This window comes from Paenibacillus hebaui (assembly GCF_051934385.1).
Lineage (GTDB): Bacteria > Bacillota > Bacilli > Paenibacillales > Paenibacillaceae > Paenibacillus.
Map to the genome: position 1 here is coordinate 5,555,598 of NZ_CP196836.1, position 22,018 is coordinate 5,577,615.

Sequence of the window (22,018 nt, forward strand, 5' to 3'; positions counted from 1 at the left end):
GACTTCTATCTTTTCATGATGTGTAATTGAAAATTTAAACCAATGCTATTGTGTCGCATCTTCGTGTATAATGTTTAGTATCCATTCAAAAAGGGGTGTACGGCATGAGTGATGAGGTTCTCAGTCAAATTCTGAATCAGCTTCAACAGATGGACAAGCGTTTCGACAGCATCGATGGACGTCTTGAAAAGATCGAAGACAGGCTTGATAACATCGAGAAACAAACCAAAAATATACCACTACTCCAACAGGCTGTTCTGGAGACATTGGAAATCACCAAACGTTTTGAGTCTTCACAAATCACTTTTGAACGTAAAGTGACAGCCGAATTGAATACCCATCAGCACAGCATTGATATTTTGAATCGCCGTCAATTGCGTATGGAAGCTGATATAGAAACGCTAAAAAGTCGCTAGGCTCATAAGGTAACCCATTAAGTTCCATTTGACCACCTTGTGAATCTGTGACTTTGAATACATAGGCATAAAGAATTTAATTTATCTGCAGAAAATAATTAGAACGACGAAGTATTTATGGTATTGGCATGTCTAAAGCCCCCAAGTTGGGGGCTTTAGTGTGTCTTCTGTGATGCGAAGCAACTATGATTTTTAAATATAGAACATGTAGCTATCTTTTTTGTCCTGATCCTGAAAAGTAATCAGATCTTTCAACGTTGTTGAATCCAGCACATCTGCAATACCGTCACGGATACGCAACCACAGGTCGCGCTTCGCCGGATCATCTTCCTCCGTGAAGTCTACTGGAGAGATTGGCCCTTCCAGTACACGGATTACATCGCCTGCAGTCATCGTTGCAGGATCGCCTGCGAGAATGTAACCGCCGTATGCACCTCTAATGCTCTTGACCAGTCCTGCATTGCGCAGCGGAGCGATCAATTGCTCCAGGTAATGCTCCGAGAGCTGGTTGCGCTCGGCAATGCTTTTAAGTGATGTAGGGCCTTCGCCTGTTCTGGCAGCCAGCTCCATCATGATTGTGAGACCGTAACGGCCTTTTGTCGATATTTTCAAAGGAGTCACCTCTTTCAATTTTCAGAAAACGATTGGAAACTTTGTTATGTTCATCATGTGGTCCATGACCGTCTGTTCCACGATCCGCCCCAGCGGAGAATCATAGAATCCGGCCTCCAACTTCTAATCCTCCGTATTCCGATCATAACCCTCAAGTAATGTTAACATATCTGTATGCTTTATGGAAAAGAAAGATTGACGATATTCCAAAATGTGCGTCTGTGGTGGACACTATCCAAAGTTGGCCGGGTGTATCGTATCTTGAGTCCGGTTATGCTAGAATAAGAAACGAAACACATTTATATATAGAAATGGTGATAACGATGTCCAAAACAATTGAAAATACACGGGTCGTCGTTGGCATGTCCGGGGGTGTCGATTCTTCTGTTACCGCATTGCTGCTGAAAGAGCAGGGTTACGATGTCATCGGCATTTTCATGAAAAACTGGGATGACACCGACGAGTTCGGCCACTGTACCGCTGAAGAAGATTCAGAGGATGTACGCCGCGTTTGTGAACAGATCGGCATTCCTTACTACACTGTCAACTTCGAGAAAGAGTACTTTGATAAAGTATTTACCTATTTCCTTGATGAATATAAGTCGGGTCGCACACCAAATCCGGATGTCATGTGTAATCGTGAGATCAAATTCGGTGAATTCCTGAACAAGGCCATGGATCTCGGCGCAGATTATGTAGCTACAGGACACTATGCTCGTCTGATTGAAGAAGATGGTACGTTCAAGCTGCTGCGTGGTGTGGATAGCAATAAGGACCAAACCTATTTCCTTAATGCACTCAATCAAAACCAGCTGTCCAAAGCCATGTTCCCGATTGGTCACCTGCCCAAACCGGAAGTACGCAAAATTGCAGAAGCAGCTGGCTTGTACACCGCTAAGAAAAAAGACAGTACAGGTGTCTGCTTCATCGGTGAACGTAACTTTAAAGAGTTCCTGAGTAACTATCTGCCCGCCAAAGGCGGAGACATGGTTGACATCGCGACTGGTGAGGTCAAAGGCCGTCATGATGGTCTGATGTACTACACACTTGGACAACGTCAAGGTCTTGGCATTGGTGGTTCCGGCAATGGTGAACCCTGGTTCGTTGCAGACAAGGATCTGGAGAAAAATCAGCTACTTGTCGTTCAGGGCGATGCCCATGCGAGCCTGTACTCCACAGGTCTAACCGCAACGGGTGTGAACTGGATCGCTGGTGCAGAGCACATACCTAATGTTCCCTTCCGTTGTATGGCCAAGTTCCGCTATCGTCAGCCGGATCAAGGCGTTACACTGACCTGGCAGGAAGATGGCAGTGTGGATGTACAATTTGACCAGCAGCAAAAAGCCATTACGCCTGGACAAGCCGTTGTGTTTTATGACGGAGAGGTCTGCCTGGGTGGGGGTACGATAGATCAGGTGCAAAAAGTACCTGTACCCGCAATGCAATGAGTAGCAGATCTATTAAACGATGGATCATATGAATACCTTGTAATCCTATTAAAAAAGCCGTCTTTCATGTATACCATGAAGGATGGCTTTTTTCCTGCTTTTCTTTGCAAAAAAAATAAAATTAATTCGTTATGCAGTCAACAAAACTCCTACCAAGGAGACCAGCACCCCAACTACAACCGAACTGACCCCATAGAGTGCCGCTCTGGCGTATCGTTGCTGACCCATAAGTCCTAACGTTTCATAGCCAAAGGTGGAAAATGTGGTGTACGCACCGCAGAATCCGGTTCCCCAGATGACCCAGGTCCCGTCAGAGATCATTGCAGCTTGATGCCATCCATATAACAACCCGAGCAGCATAGAACCACTAATGTTGATGATCCATGTTCCCCACGGAAAAGCCGTTCCGAGCACGCCAGAGACCCTTTTACCCAAACTATAACGCAGTACCGCGCCCAGCGCACCTGCCAAACCAATCCATAGAATCATCATGAGGCATCACCCTCTTGTCTTCGTGCTCCCAACATACGCTGTCCAAAGCTGATTCCCAGCGCACAGAGCAACAAGCCTGCCAACAGACTTACGAGCATATAAATAGCGGCCTTGACCCATTCTCCCCCTTCGGATAAACGAACAATATCCAGTGTAAACGTGGAAAATGTCGTGAATGCGCCAGTAAACCCCGTACCAATCGCAAGTCGAAGTTGTGATGTTATTTTACCTGGAACAGCAACAGTAAAGAACCAACCCAAAAAAAGGCTACCAATCGCATTGATCAGCAGCACTGCCCAAGGAAAGCCTACATTGGCAGCTGGTATCCCTAACTGTATAGTATAACGGGTCAAGGTGCCGAGAAGTCCGCCCGCCCCTATATATATCATCTCTTTCATATTGTGTGCATCTCCCGAGTGATCTATCTGATCTTACAATTCCCTGCGCCGCTGTTGATTCAGCCTGATCTTCGATTCATTGCCTTGCTCCGTGGCCTCATAGAATATTCTCCGTGAAAGCTGTTTTGGCAAATATTCCTGCTTCACGTAATGCCCGGGATAGTTATGTGGATATTGATAGCCCCCATGTCCAAGCTTCACGGCACCTGAATAATGCGTATCTCTCAGATGAAGCGGAACTTCTGCCGATTTCACCTCATCAATGGCGTTCATGGCTTTGGAAATGGCGGTGTAAACCGCATTGGATTTCGGACTTTCGACTGCGAACAAAATCGCTTGTGCAATGTTCAGCTTGGCTTCAGGCCAGCCGTTATTCCGGTACGCATCAAGCGCCCCAATTGCCTGGGTCATGGCTTGCGGGTTCGCAAGTCCAATGTCTTCACTGCTCGCTGCAATCAGACGACGAATAAAGGTCATCGGGTCCATACCTAGCTTCTCCACCGCGTACAGAAACCAGAACAGGGCCGCATCACTGGAACCCCGAATACTTTTGTGAAATGCAGACAGCACATCATACTGTGTTGATTCATCCGCCTTCACAATGGGTCGCCGTATAGACTCTTCAGCTACATCAAGCGTAATATGAATAGATCCATCCTTCTCCGGTGGCGTGGTCAACGCAGCTAGTTCAAGTGCGTTAAGTGCACGCCGAATATCCCCGTTGGCCATCGTGGCAATGTGCTCAAGCGCCTCATCGTCTGCCTGCAACTCCATAAATCCAAGCCCTTTGTCAGTATCGCTCAATGCTCTGCGCATCGCAATAAGGGAATGCTCTTTGTTCAAAGATTCCAGCTGGAACAGGGTGGAACGACTCATCAGGGCCCCATTCACATAATGAAAAGGATTCTCTGTTGTCGCGCCGATAAAAATAATCGTGCCCTTCTCAACAGCAGGTAACAACGCATCCTGACGTGAACTGTTAAACCGGTGTACCTCGTCGAGAAACAAGATTGTTTTGGTGCCATATAACTGCTTGTTCGTTTGCGCCTGCTCGATGACTTCACGTACATCCTTAACGGAAGCTTCCACTGCATTCAGGCGAACGAACTGTCCTTGGGTTTGCTGGGAAATGATATGAGCAAGTGTTGTTTTGCCACATCCGGGAGGGCCGTATAACAGAATGGACGAAATCTGGTCTGCCTCGATCGCACGCCGAAGCAATTTCCCCGGTCCAATAATGTGTTCCTGTCCAATATATTCATCCAGATGCTCTGGCCGCATGCGGTCCGCGAGCAGTCTTGCTTGTGGTTTAGAATCCTGTTGAAACGAAAATAAATCCATTGCTCATCACTTCCTTAACGAATTGCCTATACTATATACTCGCCACAATTCACCAGGTTCTCACCCATGCTTGTGCCTGCTATTAAACTTTATTCAATCATGACTTGTTGTATATTACACTTCTGACGGATCTTTACTCTCTATCATATCATACTCCCGTGGCAACATAGCCATAAACGCATGAAGTGCACTGCTGACAAAGGCATCCTTGCGAGTAATAAAATGAGTCATCATGCGATTCATACCTACGGGGAGTGTATGCGTGCGCAGTAATCCATTTTCGATCTGATGCCGAATTACAATCTCTGGTAACAACGAAATTCCCATGCCGGACGTGACCCCGCTAATAATCGCTTCAAGGGTTCCGAATTCCATGATCACTGGGCGGGTAACACCACCCATCACTAACCATTCCTCCAAAACCTGACGATAGGAACACCCCATGCTGTAGACAAGAATGGGTTTACTCTTAAGATCTTCATCCGTAGGACCCATACCAGAAGAGACTACAAATAGTTCCTCATCAAATATGGGAATAGAAGCAATATCGGGGTGATCACAGGAACAGCCTATAAATGCTCCTTCCAATTCATACCCAATAACCTGATCCATAAGCATCTGCGAATTGCCAGTAGCCAGTGACAAGGAGACGCCCGGATACTGTTTATAATATCTGGCAAAAAGTTCAGGTAGTCGTACTGCAGCCGCAGTCTGTGTAGATCCTATTCGCATTGGACCGGATGGCGTGCTCGTTGCCCGAAGCGCCTTAGAAGCATCATTCAGCAAACCAATAATTTTATCCGCGTAGGCCAGTAGCATCTCTCCGGCTGGAGATAACGTCATGCCTCGGTTGTGGCGAATAAACAACGTTGTACCTACTTCTGCTTCCAAATGTCTGATTCGTGCCGTTACGTTTGATTGAACATACCCCAATTTAGAAGCAGCCTTGGTCAGGTTCCCTTCCTGTGCAACACATTGAAATATTCTCAGATCTCCGCTCTCCATAGCCCCTCCACTCTGACATCATTCAAAATGATATCCACTTCATTACCAATCATTATACTTCATGTGTAAACAGGACTACAATTCATGTAAATCCATAACTGTATAGTTTAATTTATATAGTCAACTAACTGGATCACGATAAGGAGTGTTCAGCATGACATACTGGAACAACAGAGTAGTTTTGATCACAGGTGGTGGAACAGGCATAGGCCGGGCTGTAAGTCTGTTGCTGGCTGGGCGTGGAGCCTTAGTCGCCGTCAACTATTCCCGCTCACGAGATGCAGCAAATGAGACCGTTCAACATATTCTGCATGCAGGAGGCCAAGCCCTCGCCATTCAAGCTAACGTTGCCGATGACCATGACGTCCGGCGGATGGTTACTACAGTAACCGAGACATACGGCTCAATAACTGCACTTGTAAATAACGCCGGTATTACTCATCATATTCCCCTACATGATCTGGAATCGGTTACGGATGACGTCTGGAATGAATTGTATGATGTGAATGTGAAGGGCATGTTTTATTGCGCTCGTGCTGTGACGGAAGGAATGAAGCGGGCCGGGGGTGGTTCCATCGTGAATCTGGGCAGCATAGCGGGCAGTACGGGCTCTGGCTCCTCCCTTCCTTACGCCGTCTCCAAAGCGGCAGTTCACGGCCTGACCTTATCGCTTGCGCACGCACTCTCACCACATATTCGGGTGAATGCCATCGTTCCTGGCGCAGTTGCCACACGGTGGTGGGCTGGGAACGAGGAGCGAATGCAACGTCTCGGTGGAGAAGTGTTATTGCAGAAAATACCCTCCCCTGAGGATATCGCACACATGATATGTGCTGCGCTTGAACAGCAATCCATGACCGGACAGCTGATTACTGTAGATAGCGGACAGACGCTATGAGCTCCAGTAATGAAAAAAGCACCCACACAATAAAACCATTGAAATATACATTATTGATCATTTTGACAACGCTAATCATGGGCACTTCTTTTCCGGTTGGCAAGATCGGCATGTTGTATGCTCCACCTTTCCTGCTCATGGGCATACGTTATGTACTGGCAGGTGGCTTGATGGCTTTGATGTTGCGTAAACGCCCTTTACCTAGCGAGTGGCGAGCATGGTTGAAAATATTCCTGATCGGCCTGTTCCAATCCGCAGGAGTGATGGGTTGCGCCTACTATAGCATGAACTGGATTACATCCGGTGAATCAGCCATTATTACGTTTACCAATCCGTTGTTAGTCATTATTCTCAGCGCTCTCTTATATCGGTTAACCTATCGTTTCAGCCAGTGGTTTGGTGTTATCCTTGGTTTCGTGGGGATTATGTTAACCTTCGGATGGCATATGAGCTTTAGTCCTGGAACCTGGATTGGATTCGGTGGGGCGATCTCCTTTGCGGTATCCACGTTGCTCATTAAACGCTGGGGTGATGGTTACGATACCTTTGTTTTAACTGCCTATCAGATGCTCGCCGGAGGTGCTGTGCTGCTCCTTCTGAGCACATGGACCGAACAGCCTTACTTTATGGTGAACACCACCTCAGTTCTGGTGCTGATCTGGTTGACGCTTGTTTGCTCCATCATTCAGTTCTCACTCTGGTTTTATGTATTGCAGCATAGTGATCCGGCCCAGACCAGTTCCTATCTATTTCTGGCACCGTTCTTTGGTGTGCTGTCGAGTTGGATTTTGCTGGGAGAGCATGTCCAGTGGTTTGCTCTGGCAGGCGGCTTACTCATTGGTGTCGGCATTTTCCTGGTCAACCGGCGCTCATCCAGAATGACAAAAGAAGACCGTATATCCTGAACTCCCCGGCGTTCTTCGTCGGCAAGTTAAACAGGTATTCCCCACCTATGCTTGGTCAGAGGTACAATTTGCTTGTTCAAGAGGATTAGTTGTCACACAAAAGCAGAAAAAGGCATGCGCTTATGGGAGTTGCCCATGAACGTCATGCCTTTCATTTTTATATAATGCTTATTTATATTACATACGCTTCGCTCAGGTTACTTGATGTCACTCTCAGGCCAACCCTGAATCGTTACGGGCTCACCATCCGGATTATGTGTTGCAGCCGCATAGAACGGCAGTTCACCGTCATGGAACAACCACAATTCGTGCAAAGCCCGTGTACAACCAACATACAACAGCTTCGCATCGCCTGCATTCGGCAAATAATGCTTCTGATCAACATCTGCCACAATGACCGCATCGAACTCCAATCCTTTGGACAGGTAGACAGGTAAAACAGAATGCCCACCCGTGTACTGCTTTTTGCCACCATCGATCAGATTCAGATCCCAGCCTGCGGCCTGCAGTTCCCGATGCAGTTCCTCTGCTTCACGCAGCGTACGGGTCAGAATGGAGACGGTTCGGTAGTCTTTGACTGTTAACAGCTTTAAAGCTTGTTCCAAGCTTGCTGTGCGCCCTTCTTTCCCATAGGCCAACGTCCGAACTGGATCACCGCTCCGGAAAACGGGTATCGCCGTAATCCCGCTCTTGACACCCCGTTCCAGAGTCGTATTCGCATAATCGATAATTTCCATCGTGGAGCGATAGCTCCGGGTCAATGCAAAGTAAGCATTCTGTTCCTCAGGAAATAGAGAACTCATCTCTTCCCAGGCATGAACACCACGGTACTCATGAATCCCTTGGGACAAATCACCCAGTATGGTGAAGGAGTGCCCTTTGACGAACTGATCTAATAACGCCACATGGAAAGGAGAGAAGTCCTGCGCTTCATCAATGACAACATGATCGAATCGCTCCGAACCCTCAATATCATGAACCAGTGTATGAATGTATACTAATGCAGGCAAGTCTTCTTCACGGACGATATCCTGCTTCAGATCCGCTGCTGTTTGCTTCATGACGCCTTTGGGAATAAGCCCGCTGAGCGAGGCTGGTACAGAGCCACCCTTTACCGCTTTGAACAGTTGTTTGTACAGCGTAAGCGGTTCATATTGAGGCCATTTCTTGGCATAGGCTTTCTCACGAGTTGCTGCTTTTTTCTTGCGTTCTTTGCGCACAGCTTCAGGCATAGGCTTCTTGAGCTCCATCTCAATCCAGCGGTGAACACGCGCCATGACCCGTTCTTTGCGTTTAGCCAGCGGATAATGTTTGTATTCCTCACCAAACCAGCTCTCGATCTCCGTCTTGCTGAGCACTCCGCCATCCCAAGGACTGAAGTCCATATCTGGCACAGACTCCTTTTCCATACCCGATAGCCACTCCCGAATGAGCTCCATGAAGCGGATTGATCCTTTGTACCGTCCAGGAACATCGTCATTCAACTCAGGCCGTGCATCGGGTGTTTCAAACCAGGTGTTCAATGTCTCCGACGTATCCGCCAAAGGCATCTCCAGCCCCAGCAGGTTCTTCGCCCAATCCGGGAATGTCCGCTGCTGAATGTCCCCTACACCGAGTTCCGGGAGCACATCCGAGATGTAATCCAGGAACATGTGGTTGGGTGCAAAAATAACCATTTTCTCCGCAGATACCTGCTCCTTGTACTGATACAGCAAAAAGGCAAGTCGATGCAGGGCAACCGTTGTTTTCCCAGATCCGGCCACACCCTGAATGATCAACGCGGTGTTTCTTGCCGCACGAATAATCAGATCCTGCTCTGCCTGAATCGTGGATACGATGTCGCGGAGTTTGTTATCCTTGTTCTCTCCCAGACGATAGACGAGAAACTCGTCAGATACCGCTGGCTGGTCGCTGTCACGGTTATATGTATCCGCTACACGTTCCAAGATCCGTTGCCGAATGACAACGTTTCGTTTCAGGTATACCAGACCTTCGATAAGCCCTTCCGGGGCTTCATACGTTGCGGAGGCTTCCCCTCCGGTAAATGAGTAAAACAGGCTTGCGACAGGAGCACGCCAATCGATGACGAGCGGATGCTCTCCCACCTCTTCGCGGTCTACGCCGATTTTGCCAATATACAGCGGCTTCCGTGAACCACTGCCCTGTTCTTCGAAATCCAAGCGTCCGAAATAGGGTTGCTGCGCGCTCTTGGACAAGGCGGTGCGGCGCTCTTCGCGTCCGGCTTCCAGCACTTGTTCTGTGAAGTCGTGACCGGTATAGACCGGCGTATTTTGCAGTCGTTCCAGCTGACTGTCCACTTCCTCCATCGTTCGCTCTAACCTGTACTCTTCTTCTTGATAGGCACTTTGAAAGCTGTCTGACATGTTTCAGTTACCTCCTAAGAATATGTTTGCTCTGCATAGCCAATCACTGACGACACAAAAGGATATTTACTATATCACATAGGGCAATTGAAAGCCACATCCGTTTTGTAGGCTTGTTTTTTTCAGGCAAAGCTTATCTGAATTGATAATTAATGATGGCACTGACAAGCGCACAACAACCGAACAAGATAAACCACCAGGCCCACTTGTTTCTGACCCGCCTGCGTCTGCTGTTCAATGCGCCGTAAATCCCGATCAGCAGTACGATAGTGGAAAAGCTGATTCCTACGATCCAACCAGCCATTATATCTGCCCCCTTTGTTTTCAGTACATACGGTCAGTCTTACATTTCTTAGCTTTTAGGTGAAAAGCTCCTCCCCGAATATCCATTTGGAATTCACTTTTTCCACTTTTGTATATTAGATAGCTGTTGTCCCCATGAAGGGGAGTCAAATCAAAATCACTTTTTAACGCTCCTGATCTTTCTTTAAGCAAAATTTCGAAACCTTCGTTATCTGGAATGGAAATCACTGCCTTTGCCCCCGTGGATACGGAATGCAAGCTCTCCGAAGCTCCTCCATCCTCCCTGATAGGTCTACACTACCTGAGGTGATCTTGCATTGACAGCGAGTGGCCAGAAGCCGATTCAACCGGAGTTGTCCTCCTGTGGAGTTTAGCAAAATACTATCAAAAACCCGAGCAGGTAGATGAATCTCCAATGCTGTTCTACCGACATTTACTCCAACGAGGCCTCTCCTTTTTCTCCCGTCCACAATGCTTAAGGTACCCCCTTGAATGTTAACTTGCATCAGCCTTCGCTTGGAAAACCACGTATCCGCATATTGTATGACGTGAATCAGTTCATCCACACTCGGAAAAACTCTGATATCTCCTGACAACCAATTTAGCTGTATATCATGAATGGATTGATCAATGTCTATGCTCTTGCATATGGCAAGTTCACTACTTTTCAACATCTTTTTCCTCTCCATTTCAAACAATTATGTGCATGCTTATTCCACCTCCGCATAACCTCCCGTGTTGGCATGCCGATTTGCAATTCGCTGAATGAGCTGTTCGCTTACGATATCCGCTCCCAAGAGCTTCATCATGTGCTGTAGAAACTTGAGTCTCTCCAATGTCTGTTCCTGATCTCGACCAAAAAGAAGAGGGTTAATCCAAATGTTGACGAGCAACATGAATATTTCGGCACACTCCAAAGGAAATTCAACCGAAATAGACCCATCCTGCTTGCCCTGTTCCATAATACCGGCAATAATTCGGGCATCCTTCAGAACGCCTTTTCTGATTCCAGCAAGAACATACTGCGGATTCTTGATCTGAGTGCTAAGAACCTGATCAATTGAATTGGACTGGATTCCAGGATCAATAATGATATTTTCCAAAATGTTGATGAGCTTTTGCCTTGCATTTGGGGCATGCGTGTTCTGGATAAGTTCCATAAACATGTCCTCCGCCCGTCCAAGCTCCTTCTCCATCACTGCACTGAGGATATCTTCCTTGGACTTGAAATGGTGATATATTGCACCTTTGGACATGCCCAATTTATCTATAATGTCCTGAATACTGGTCTTTTCATATCCCTTTTCGGTAAACATTTGAGTTGAGACTGCCAGAATCAGGTCCAGTGTCTGCTCAGGGTATTTATTTCTGGCCATAATTACCTCCTTATAGATACCAACGGTCGGTATCTATAATATAGAGTATGTTGGTCTCACTGTCAAAAAACAAAGAAAAAGAGAGTCTCCGTTGAGATACCTCTTGGGTATACAGCGGAAACCCTCCAGAATTGGAGATTACTCTTCGTTTTGTATCGTAGCAGTATGGCCTTCCTGTGCCACAAACTGTTTCTGTGCCAACTCACGGTAAACCGCATGTGAGCTTATCAATTCTGCATGTGTTCCGGTTCCTGTTACATGGCCTTGCTCAAGCACAACAATCTGATCGGAATCCACGACGGTGGACAAGCGATGCGCAATAACAACCGTCGTTCTTCCTTCCATCAGGTTGGATAAAGCTTGCTGCACCTCATGTTCCGATGTACTATCCAGACTGGACGTTGCTTCATCCAGCATCAGAATATCTGGGCTGCGCAACAGTGCACGAGCAATAGCGATCCGCTGACGTTGACCCCCGGAAAGCTTGATCCCGCGTTCCCCCACTTCTGTCTCATAACCCTGAGGCAACTTGTCAATAAAGGCCGAGGAATACGCCATATCTGCCGCATGCCTGATCTCGTCCATACTTGCCTCACGGCCCAGTCCATATGTGATATTGTCCTTGATTGTCCCAGCCATCAACGGGCTCTCCTGTGAAACATATCCGATCTTGCTGCGCCAGGAGGATAAAGAATAATCGGTTACCGCCTGTCCACCATATGAAATACCGCCAGAATCGGGAAGATAGAACTGTTCCATCAGGGAGAACAATGTCGATTTCCCGCTGCCGCTCGGACCTACGATGGCCGTTACTTTACGAGCCGGAACGGTCAGATTGATCCCGTGCAGTACTTCTTCCCCTGTTACATAAGAGAAGTGTAGGTTGTGGAATGTAATCGTATCATTGCCCTTTGGAGCAATCTTGGTACTGTGACGCGGTTCTTCTTCATGCGCCAGAATAGCCTGTATGCGTTCTGTCGCACCCACAACTTTTTGCAAACGTGAATACAGCGTCGTGAATTGCCCCATCGGCATAATCACCTGAAACAATAGCAGGATGAATGCAACCAGTTCCCCTGGAGACAGCAATCCCGAAGCTACCCGCATTCCACCTACACCGAGGATGACTACCAGTACAGCGGTCATGACAAAAGTAAAGAGTGGACCGATCAGTGCCAGAATTCTAGCCTCCTGTAATCCAAAAGCAAACATTTTGCCAATACGAGAATCCCCCGCGTCTGCTTCCTGTTTCTCGGTACCATAGGCCTTCACCAATCGAATCTCACCGATGACCTGGCTGAGCACAGAAGTAAGTCCGGCCATTTCATCCTGCTGCTTTTTGGAGATTTTGTACATTTTACGTCCCACAGGCAACAGAATCAGCAGCGTCAGAGGAACCAGACTCAGGATAATGAGTGACATGACCCAATCCAGATAGAAAAGCAAAGCTACCCCACCCACAACTGCAACGATATTGGATACAAAAGAAACGAGATAATCCGCAATTAGCGTCATAATCTGACTCGTATCATTCGTAATCCGACTCATCGTGTCACCTGTACGGTTTCGGTCGAAATAAGGCATCGGCAACGATAATACTTTGTTCCACAGCTTGGTTCGCAGCGTTGCGACTACCTTTTGACCCGCATAGTTCAACATGTAGATGCTGATGCCAGAAGCAATCGCCTGAATAACGAATGCACCCAGCAGCAGGAAAATAACGGATTTATTCAGTGCCGACATCGTCAGCCCATCGATCAGACCTTTGGTCATCAGGGGCACAATCAATCCTGCTGTCGTCTGGATGAGTGTCAGGATCAACGCTATAATCAGGATTACTTTCGGAGGCTCTGTGGTTGCAATCAGCTTCACAAAATCCTTGAATCCTTTTTTTCCAACCTTAGTCTCATTCTGCCCTGCTTGTTGCTGCTCTTCCATTCCTGTTCCTCCCGTTCTCCATCTGCTCACCAGAGATCATACGTATAAACTTACATTACGTTTCTTGCCATTTTACAAAACCCCGTGCAGCACGAAATTGGCCAAAAAGAGGATGGAAATGCCATACATGACCACAGGTACCTGTTTACCTTGACCCGCTGCCAGCTTCGCTAACGGATAGGCAATAAATCCAAACGCCATACCGTCCACGATGCTATATGTAAATGGAATCATGACCATGATCAGAAATGCTGGGAACGCCTCTGTAAAGTCACCAAAATCCATATCCTTCACACCTTGTACCATCAGGCCGCCAATAATGATCAAAATGGGAGCAATCGCACTGTCTGGAATGTAACCGAGCAGTGGGATGAAGAAAAAAGTAGCTCCAAATAACACGGCTGTTACGAGCGGGGTTAATCCTGAGCGTCCGCCTGCAGCAATTCCGGCAGTTGTCTCCGCTGCGGCTACAGGAGGACTGCTTCCGAATAGGCCTGCCAGCACGGTACTAATGGATAGGGCGCGCAGACTTCCTTTGAACCGCTCTGGACGACCAATCATCTGCGTCTGAGCCGTGATCAGCCCGATATTCTCAAACACCACAATCAGCAGCAACAGAAATACCGCAATCCAGAACGCTACATCAGCCAGCTTCATCAAAGACAATTCGCCAAACAGACCGCCATATTGACGCAGCGCTTCCATCGCTGATACGGATTCACCCGGATGTACTGCACCGAGTACATAGGCAAGGCCTGTCCCAATAAGAATACTGATGAGAAGCCCGCCCTGCACATTACGTATAAACAAAATCAAAGCAAGCACCAGCGTAACACAGGCTGTAATGACATTCGGATCATTGAAGTGCCCAATCGCTACAAACGTGGTCTGGTGTGCGATGACGATTCCACTTTTTTGCAAACCAATGAATGTCAGGAACAAGCCAATCCCCACCGTAATCCCATGCTGTAGATTTTTTGGGATCGCCTCGCTAATCATTTTGTAGAGTGACGTAAACGCCACAATCGCAAACAGTATACCTGTAACCGTTACAACGGCCAGCGCTTCTTGCCAGCTTAATTTCATAGAGTGTACAAGTGTGTACGTGAAAAATGCATTAATCCCCATTCCGGGCACAACCACAATAGGTGACTTTCCGCCAAACGCCATAAGCAAACAACCTGCAATGGATGTCAGCAGAGTGCCAACCATGGCCGCTTGCAAGGGCATCCCGGCATCGGAAAGAATTGTAGCATTGACCATAACAATATAGACCACGGCAAAATAGGAAATGGCTCCCGCCACAACTTCCTTCTTCCACTGGTCTTCTGGCTCCAGGCCAAGACGTCTAATCATCCATCCTTGTTTCATTCGTTCTATTCCTCTCTCTCCATATAAGCCCGTAGGTTCCGTAGAAACTTTCATTCAGACAGCTTTTAGCTTCACTTCTCCAGGTTTCTTCTGTCCTCTTCGTTCTTGTGTAAATTTTATGTTCAGCTACTATAGCTACCGTTTCACTATGTATTATCATCATTTCGCGCGCCACCCCATATCATACACGGTTTTGACTTTGAAGTACATGACGTCTCTAACATTATTGAGGGCTACACCCCCGCCTATCATGGGGATTCAGCATACGTTCGCTCCAAGTTCAACCTCTTATAAGGACACAAAAAAGCGCAGACGCCTTGTCGGCATCCACGCTTTCAGTTCGCAGCAAGTTACTGCTGTTTTTGCTCTGCAATTTCAATCAATTCCTTAACGGCAACACTGACCATAATCAGTCCGGCTACCGGCGGAACAAACGCATTACTCGCAGGAGGCTGTTTAGCCTTGCGGATTTCCGGAGCATTCTCGGGAACGATTTTCTCTGTAACATCCGCACGCGGTTTCATCGGCTTTTCGGTGGAAAAGACCACTTTCACGCCTTTTTTGATCCCATCTTTGCGTAGTGTTGTACGAACAACACGAGCAATCGGGTCCATGGACGTTTTCGAAATGTCAGCAACCTGAAATTTCGTTGGGTCCATTTTATTAGCCGCACCCATACTAGAAATCATCGGAATTTTACGTTTCAGGCACTCTTTAATGAGATGGATTTTGTAGATAATCGTGTCAGATGCATCCAGCACATAATCCAGTTCATATTTGAACAATTCCTCATACGTTTCTTCCGTGTAAAACATATTCAGCGCAATCGCATCACATTCCGGATTGATCAGTTTCACACGTTCCACCATCAGATCCGCTTTTTTCTGGCCAACTGTCGTGGTCAATGCATGAATCTGACGGTTAATGTTGGTGATGTCCACCACATCTTTATCAATCAGGATAATGCGTCCAACACCGCTGCGGGCGAGGGCTTCCACTGCAATACCGCCCACGCCGCCGATGCCAAGCACGGCTACTGTACTATTTCGCAAGGCGTTCAGACCTTCAGGTCCGATCGCCAGTTCTGTTCTTGAAAATTGATGGAGCATTAAGAATCGATGCCTCCTTTATTTCTTTTCCGCCACCGGTTTACGGGCTACACGGATGTGAAGCTGTTCCAATTGAGCCAAATCCACTTCTGAAGGTGCATTCATGAGCAGATCCGTTGCACTTGCCGTTTTCGGGAAGGCAATCGTTTCACGCAGATTGGTGCGGCCTGCCAGCAACATGACGAGACGGTCAAGACCAAAAGCGATTCCGCCATGCGGTGGAGTTCCGTATTCGAATGCTTCGAGCAGATAACCAAATTTCTCGTTAGCCACTTCCGGGGAGAGACCCAGAGCACTGAACATTTTTTCTTGAACATCACGTTTGTAAATACGCATCGAACCGCCGCCTACTTCATAACCATTCAGAACAAGGTCATAAGCTTGTGCACGGATTGCACCCGGATCTGTGTCAAACAGATGCACATCTTCGTCTTTTGGACGTGTGAATGGGTGATGTTCCGCCACATAACGTTTCGCATCTTCATCATATCCGAGGAGTGGGAAGTCTACAACCCAGGCAAATTTGAATTTACTGTCATCGATCAGACCAAGTTGACGGCCGATTTTCAGACGAAGTGCGCCCAGTACATCAGCAACCACTTTTTTGGTGTCAGCAGAGAAGAGCAGCAAGTCCCCTTCTTCAGCACCCGTACGTTCTTTGACTGCTTCGATCTCTTCCGGCGTAAAGAACTTCACGATTGGCCCTTTGAACTCGCCGTCTTTCACTTGAATCCAGGCCAATCCTTTTGCACCATAACGTGCTGCGAATGGTCCGAGGTCATCGATCTCTTTACGGCTCCATGTGCCACAGCCTTTGGCGTTCAGCACTTTCACTTCTCCACCTTTTTCGATGACAGAAGCAAATACCTTCACACCACTGTTCGCAACGATATCGTTCATTTCCACCAGTTCCATGCCAAAACGCAGATCCGGTTTGTCTGAACCGTATTTCCCCATTGCATCTGCATACGTAATCCGTTGGAAAGGCAGTTCCAGCTCAATGCCTTTGGTTTCACGCAGCAATTTGGCCATCAGCTCTTCCATCATTGGCAGCAAGTCATCCTGTTGCAGGAAAGAAGTCTCAATGTCGACTTGAGTGAATTCTGGTTGACGGTCTGCACGCAGATCCTCATCCCGGAAACAGCGAGCGATCTGATAATAACGCTCAACTCCACCCACCATCAACAATTGTTTGTAGATTTGTGGAGATTGTGGCAGGGCGAAGAATTCACCTTCATGCACACGGCTCGGTACGAGATAATCACGCGCACCTTCCGGGGAACTCTTGGTCAGGATCGGTGTTTCCACTTCAACGAATTCTTCACCGTCCAGGTAGTCACGGAACACTTTGGATGCTTTGGAACGCAGTTTCAGTGTTTCATACATTTCTGGACGACGCAGGTCCAGATAACGATATTTCAAACGAAGCGACTCGTCGACTTCGACACCATCTTCGATGAAGAATGGAGGTGTTTTCGCCGCATTCAGCACTTCAATTTCTGTAATTTGAACTTCAATTTCACCTGTAGGCAGGTTTTTGTTTACCGTCTCAGCATCCCGTTTAACCACTTTACCGGATACAGCGATAACATACTCACTTCGTACACGATCCGCGATTTGCAGAGCTTCCCCGGAGTAAACCGGGTTAAAGACAACTTGTACAATCCCGCTACGATCACGCAGGTCGATGAACAGTACGCCCCCCAGGTCACGGCGGGTCTGAACCCAACCGTTCAATGTTACTGTTTCACCGATGTGTGCGGGTGTTAATGCGCCGCAATGATGACTTCTTTTCATAACCAAACTCCTCATTATGTGAATTTCCGTCTGTATGGGCAGGCTGAGCCTGCTCTTCAACAGTCCGGTTACGTGAAGACAATGTATTCGAAAAGGCATTTTGCCTCTGGCTCGCCAACCTCCGATTTAGTCGGAATGGTTTGTGAACCTCATCAATTTTGCCGGATCAATCGTTTTACTCATCATGTTTTACTCTTTAATGTTATACCTTTGGCTTAATCACTTCCGCGTACAGTAGCAACCAAATCATCGAGCTTCACGGTTTGTTGTTCACCCGTATCCATCGACTTGAGTGAGATCTCACCGCGTTCTAGTTCATCATCGCCAAGAATGGCGGTATAACGCGCTTTAAAGCGGTCGGCAGATTTCATCTGGGCTTTCATCTTGCGGCCGAGATAGTCACGTTCACCAGACAGACCGGATTGACGAAGTGTGAACAACTGACGGTTCACTTCACGATCGGCTGCTTCACCCAGGGCGACAAAGTACACATCCAGCGGAGCCAAGGAACTAACATCAATCTTTTGGTGCTCCAGGATCAATTGAATACGTTCCAGACCAATCCCAAAACCAATACCCGGCTGATCAGGTCCACCGATATCTCCAACGAGACCGTTGTATCTGCCACCGCCGCCGACTGTATCAATCGCACCAATACCTTGTGCTTTCAATTCAAAAGCAGTCAATGTGTAGTAATCCAATCCGCGCACCAGACGATTGTTTACGGCGTAATCTACGTCGAAATCATCCAGATACCCTCTCAGCTTGGCGAAGTGATTTAAAGACTCTTCATCCAGGCTATCCAGTATGGACGGTGCCCCTACGAATTTGTCCTGATCGACTTTGCAGTCGAGAACACGCAGCGGATTGCGCTCCATACGGGACTGACAGTCCTTGCACAGGCTGTCTTTCATCGGTCTGAGGAACCCAAGCAACGTCTCGCGGTATTCTGCACGGCTGGTTGAATTACCTACCGAGTTGATCTCCACTTTAACATCCTTCAATCCCAGTTCTACACACAGCTGATAGCCAAGTGCGATTACTTCCGCATCGATCGCCGGGTCCAGGGCACCGATGGCTTCTACACCGAACTGGTGAAATTGACGTTGACGGCCTGCCTGCGGACGTTCATACCGGAACATCGGACCGATGTAATACAGTTTGCTCACATCCGGCTCGCCATAGATTTTATTTTCCACATAAGCACGGACAACACCCGCTGTCCCCTCTGGACGAAGGGTCATGCTGCGGTTACCTTTGTCGTCAAAGGTATACATTTCTTTCTCGACAATATCCGTTGTCTCCCCAACCCCCCTTACAAACAAAGAAGTCTGTTCGAAGATCGGTGTACGAATCTCGCGGTAGTTGAAGCGTCGGCACAAGTCACGCGCTTTTTCTTCTACATACTGCCACTTCTCGACAACTCCAGGCAGTAAGTCCTGCGTTCCAGTCGGTTTTTGAAAAGCCATCTTTCATCCCTCCAGCATTGATTTTCTCTATATAACAAAAAAATCCCTCGCCCTGTCGCTGTATATACAGCAAACAAGGGACGAGGGATTGTGTTTACACATTCACCCGTGGTACCACCCACATTCCGGAACCCTGACACTTAAGCCGTTCAGGTAATCATCTAATGATTCAGGATTGTTGATAACACCCTGATCAAGCCAGATATTCCGCTCTACGTATAACGCACGTCCTGCGCAGGCCGGCTAGTGAACATCAGATGCAATTCTGATGTGTTCGCCGTCTGTTCTCGGGGAAGTCATTCGTCCGCTCATCAAGAGAATCCTTACAGCCTGGGGATTCCTCTCTGGTCATGTGGGCACGGAGTACTTGGTCCCGTCATCAAATCATCAAGTTATATTGTTATTAGTATTATTTTATCGTTATATATTTTCTGATTGTAATGAACCGCAGTACTAAAGTCAAGGGATAACATGAAAGATAGCAAAAAAAAAGACCTGCACACGGTGTGCAGGTTCAAAAGATATATAAAAAAGGGGGTCATGTCTGTTATTATAAACGCACTATGTTAAAGCCTTGTTTAACTAATATTACAGTAATATTACAAAAATGATAGCGCTTTATAAATAAATTCTTCTTCACTTACTAACAAGAGCCCCTGCAAGTTCTCCTGACTTTAAAGTCAAGTGGGGCAAGGGCTGTATACTTCTACACGTTAATTCAATTCTTCCACATAGGCATGGTTGGAACGAAGTTTATGAACGATTTCCTCATAATCCTCATCCCTTACTTTGGCAGACAAAACATAATGCAGATCATCATAGTCAGCCGAGGACACATCTGAGGCATCCAGCAAATCGCCATCCTCATTCACCCGGTCGCGAGAATTTCGTTCAGCATCACGATCCACGTTGCTGACAACCGGGACTACATTTTCACTGGCAGGGACACCCGGTGCTGCGCCCACGCCCATGGCTCCATTGGTTCCTACACCACCCGCTGTATTGTACGGTACCAGTGGCACCATAATCCGCTTGTCTCTGCCAATCGCACTTTCCAATTGCCCTACTTCCAAATGCTCTGTACGGAACGTCAGAAGTGAGGTTCTTGCCCCCTCCGCCTCGTCTTCGGTCCGAAAATAAGCCTGAATATGTTTTGTCATGTCAAACCCTCCTTTATCGGAATAAAAACTATTTATCGTATGCCAACTACACACCATTAATGACTTTCAGCAACTCGCGGACAAATGCCGGCTCATCCGCAGGCGTTCGGGATGTAATGTAATTACCATCCACCACTGCTTCATGATCCTTGAACTCTGCGCCTGCGTTCACCATGTCATCCTTAAGCGGTGGGTAGGACGTAATCGTACGGCCTTTTAACAGATTGGCACTTGCCAATATTTGTGGACCATGGCAGATCGCAGCAATTGGTTTCTTCGCACTGTTAATCTCTGTTACGAATTTAAGAATGTGTGCATCACTACGCAAATTCTCAGGGGAGGATCCACCAGGAATCACGACTGCGTCATAATCTGAAGCAGATACCTCGGAGATCGCTTTATCGGAAGTATAGGAAGCTTTTCCTCCTTTACCCTTAAGCGTTTCACCAGCTTTTAAACCGATAATCTCCACGTCGTGTCCGGCTTTTTTCACCTCATCGTAGGGAACCTGCATCTCCGAATCTTCAAAATCACTCGCCAATAAAAAAGCAACTTTACTCATAACGTATGTTCTCCTTTCCGTGTTCGAAATTTCTTTGAAATCGGTGTTTTGCAGCACTTTATGTCTACAATTAATGTCCAATGCCCGTAATATGGATTACATAAGGCACATCGTTGTGCCTTGTTTTGTTATTACCCTAACCAGCGCCGTTTATAACAAGCCACTCATTATATCATTTCATTTCCTGACGCAAGGAGAGGATGGGTACACACCAAAAAAAGTCGTGATTCGATAACCGAATCACGACTTTTTTGGTGTGCTACTTATGTTAATCCATTTTATATCACACATATGGTATTCACTAAGCTTTCAGAACACAAAATCATTCAAGCACGTGGAAGACGACTTTGTTCCCCTTTGTCCGAATCCTGAAGTGCCCAGACCGTTGCTACACATTCAGCAGCCGCTTGAGCAAGCTTCAACGACTCATACAGATTACCAGGAAGAAGCAAGGGTTCAGTCCGGGAACGTGTTTCTTTGACAGATTGACGCATAATGGGTGGGATACTCCTTTATTCATCAGATGTTAATGAATCGAATTATCCCTCATTATGGCCTGATCTCCATCCAATTATGCACGTGTTCACTGCCGAACAGGGCTTTCAAGCATTAAAGTCACAGGTCCCCAATTCGTAAAGGTTACATCCATCATCGCTCCGAAACGTCCCGTTTCAACCTGGATGCCTTTATCCCGTAACAGTCGGTTAAACGATTCATATAACAATTCTGCCGCTTCAGGTCGAGCTGCAGCTGCAAAACTCGGACGTTTTCCTTTGCGACAATCTCCATACAAAGTGAACTGGGATACAGACAATACAGCACCGCCTGTATCAAGCAGGCTGAGGTTCATCTTCTCCTGTTCATCCTCGAAAATCCGAAGTCCGGCAATTTTGTCCGCGAGGTATATGGCATCCTTCTCCGTGTCCTCGTGGGTAATCCCCACGAGTAACATCAATCCAGATTCGATTTTACCAGTCAGCTCGTCTCCTACAGTAACCTGAGCCTCTTTACAGCGTTGTACAAGCACCCTCATC

Annotated in this window: 23 protein-coding genes; 4 read left to right on the top strand and 19 right to left on the bottom strand. The window is 47.2% G+C overall.

All coding sequences use genetic code 11. The features are described from left to right. Positions 1–104 precede the first annotated feature (104 nt). The gene (locus ACR32F_RS25210; RefSeq protein WP_440111912.1) at positions 105–416 is read left to right on the top strand and encodes a hypothetical protein; all 312 of its coding nucleotides are present in this window, start codon (positions 105–107) and stop codon (positions 414–416) included. Between the two features lie 192 nt (positions 417–608). Here ACR32F_RS25210 and cymR read toward each other — a convergent pair whose 3' ends face one another. Next, positions 609–1,028 (bottom strand): cysteine metabolism transcriptional regulator CymR, encoded by a 420-nt coding sequence (cymR, locus tag ACR32F_RS25215; protein WP_440111915.1) that lies wholly within the window; start codon positions 1,026–1,028, stop codon positions 609–611. Between the two features lie 323 nt (positions 1,029–1,351). On the opposite strand from cymR, the gene mnmA reads away from it, so the two are divergent. Beyond that, a complete protein-coding gene (gene mnmA, locus ACR32F_RS25220; protein ID WP_440111917.1) occupies positions 1,352–2,476 on the top strand; it encodes a tRNA 2-thiouridine(34) synthase MnmA in 1,125 nt (374 codons plus the stop codon). 129 nt (positions 2,477–2,605) lie between these two features. Here the strand turns inward: mnmA and crcB are convergent, their stop codons facing one another. From crcB to ACR32F_RS25240, 4 genes are all read right to left on the bottom strand, one after another. Then, on the bottom strand, positions 2,606–2,965 hold the full coding sequence (gene crcB / locus ACR32F_RS25225; RefSeq protein ID WP_440120011.1) for a fluoride efflux transporter CrcB: 360 nt from the start codon (positions 2,963–2,965) through the stop codon (positions 2,606–2,608). Continuing rightward, on the bottom strand, positions 2,965–3,366 hold the full coding sequence (locus ACR32F_RS25230; protein WP_440111919.1) for a fluoride efflux transporter FluC: 402 nt from the start codon (positions 3,364–3,366) through the stop codon (positions 2,965–2,967). Before ACR32F_RS25230 ends, crcB begins: the two co-directional genes overlap by 1 nt. Positions 3,367–3,399: 33 nt before the next feature. Then, positions 3,400–4,707: a replication-associated recombination protein A gene (locus tag ACR32F_RS25235; RefSeq protein ID WP_440111921.1), complete on the bottom strand. Its 1,308-nt coding sequence runs from the start codon at positions 4,705–4,707 to the stop codon at positions 3,400–3,402. 114 nt (positions 4,708–4,821) lie between these two features. Then, positions 4,822–5,712 carry a LysR family transcriptional regulator gene (locus ACR32F_RS25240; protein WP_440111923.1) on the bottom strand — a complete coding sequence of 297 codons (891 nt, stop codon included), beginning with the start codon at positions 5,710–5,712 and terminating at the stop codon, positions 4,822–4,824. Positions 5,713–5,866: 154 nt separating this feature from the next. Between ACR32F_RS25240 and ACR32F_RS25245 the strand changes: the two genes are divergently transcribed. After that, positions 5,867–6,610, top strand: a complete 744-nt coding sequence (locus tag ACR32F_RS25245) for an SDR family NAD(P)-dependent oxidoreductase (RefSeq protein WP_440111925.1) — start codon at positions 5,867–5,869, stop codon at positions 6,608–6,610. Then, on the top strand, positions 6,607–7,515 hold the full coding sequence (locus tag ACR32F_RS25250; protein WP_440111927.1) for a DMT family transporter: 909 nt from the start codon (positions 6,607–6,609) through the stop codon (positions 7,513–7,515). Before ACR32F_RS25245 ends, ACR32F_RS25250 begins: the two co-directional genes overlap by 4 nt. Positions 7,516–7,712: 197 nt before the next feature. On the opposite strand, the gene ACR32F_RS25255 is transcribed toward ACR32F_RS25250, so the two are convergent. The 14 genes from ACR32F_RS25255 to dtd form a co-directional block, all read right to left on the bottom strand. Next, complete coding sequence (locus ACR32F_RS25255) at positions 7,713–9,899, bottom strand: HelD family protein (RefSeq protein WP_440111929.1); 2,187 nt, start codon at positions 9,897–9,899, stop codon at positions 7,713–7,715. Between the two features lie 133 nt (positions 9,900–10,032). After that, positions 10,033–10,203 carry a hypothetical protein gene (locus ACR32F_RS25260; protein WP_440111932.1) on the bottom strand — a complete coding sequence of 57 codons (171 nt, stop codon included), beginning with the start codon at positions 10,201–10,203 and terminating at the stop codon, positions 10,033–10,035. A 20-nt stretch (positions 10,204–10,223) separates the two neighbouring features. Next, positions 10,224–10,460 carry a hypothetical protein gene (locus ACR32F_RS25265; protein ID WP_440120083.1) on the bottom strand — a complete coding sequence of 79 codons (237 nt, stop codon included), beginning with the start codon at positions 10,458–10,460 and terminating at the stop codon, positions 10,224–10,226. After that, the gene (locus tag ACR32F_RS25270) at positions 10,427–10,891 is read right to left on the bottom strand and encodes a DUF4097 family beta strand repeat-containing protein (RefSeq protein ID WP_440120012.1); all 465 of its coding nucleotides are present in this window, start codon (positions 10,889–10,891) and stop codon (positions 10,427–10,429) included. The genes ACR32F_RS25265 and ACR32F_RS25270 overlap by 34 nt, the downstream gene beginning before the upstream one ends. A 21-nt stretch (positions 10,892–10,912) precedes the next feature. After that, positions 10,913–11,578 carry a TetR/AcrR family transcriptional regulator gene (locus ACR32F_RS25275; protein WP_440111934.1) on the bottom strand — a complete coding sequence of 222 codons (666 nt, stop codon included), beginning with the start codon at positions 11,576–11,578 and terminating at the stop codon, positions 10,913–10,915. Positions 11,579–11,716: 138 nt separating this feature from the next. Next, positions 11,717–13,516, bottom strand: a complete 1,800-nt coding sequence (locus ACR32F_RS25280) for an ABC transporter ATP-binding protein (RefSeq protein WP_440111936.1) — start codon at positions 13,514–13,516, stop codon at positions 11,717–11,719. Between the two features lie 72 nt (positions 13,517–13,588). Next, the gene (locus ACR32F_RS25285; RefSeq protein WP_440111938.1) at positions 13,589–14,887 is read right to left on the bottom strand and encodes an NCS2 family permease; all 1,299 of its coding nucleotides are present in this window, start codon (positions 14,885–14,887) and stop codon (positions 13,589–13,591) included. A gap of 350 nt (positions 14,888–15,237) precedes the next feature. After that, a complete protein-coding gene (locus tag ACR32F_RS25290; RefSeq protein WP_440111940.1) occupies positions 15,238–15,996 on the bottom strand; it encodes a tRNA threonylcarbamoyladenosine dehydratase in 759 nt (252 codons plus the stop codon). An 18-nt stretch (positions 15,997–16,014) separates the two neighbouring features. Beyond that, on the bottom strand, positions 16,015–17,793 hold the full coding sequence (aspS, locus tag ACR32F_RS25295; protein ID WP_440111942.1) for an aspartate--tRNA ligase: 1,779 nt from the start codon (positions 17,791–17,793) through the stop codon (positions 16,015–16,017). Positions 17,794–18,008: 215 nt separating this feature from the next. Then, on the bottom strand, positions 18,009–19,262 hold the full coding sequence (gene hisS, locus ACR32F_RS25300) for a histidine--tRNA ligase (RefSeq protein WP_440111944.1): 1,254 nt from the start codon (positions 19,260–19,262) through the stop codon (positions 18,009–18,011). Positions 19,263–19,975: 713 nt separating this feature from the next. Then, positions 19,976–20,422, bottom strand: a complete 447-nt coding sequence (locus tag ACR32F_RS25305; RefSeq protein WP_440111946.1) for a hypothetical protein — start codon at positions 20,420–20,422, stop codon at positions 19,976–19,978. 46 nt (positions 20,423–20,468) lie between these two features. Beyond that, on the bottom strand, positions 20,469–20,984 hold the full coding sequence (locus ACR32F_RS25310; RefSeq protein WP_440111948.1) for a type 1 glutamine amidotransferase domain-containing protein: 516 nt from the start codon (positions 20,982–20,984) through the stop codon (positions 20,469–20,471). Between the two features lie 326 nt (positions 20,985–21,310). Beyond that, positions 21,311–21,478, bottom strand: coding sequence for a hypothetical protein (locus tag ACR32F_RS25315; protein ID WP_440111950.1), 168 nt, complete (start codon positions 21,476–21,478; stop codon positions 21,311–21,313). 89 nt (positions 21,479–21,567) lie between these two features. Then, a complete protein-coding gene (gene dtd / locus ACR32F_RS25320) occupies positions 21,568–22,017 on the bottom strand; it encodes a D-aminoacyl-tRNA deacylase (protein ID WP_440111951.1) in 450 nt (149 codons plus the stop codon). Position 22,018: the final 1 nt, after the last annotated feature.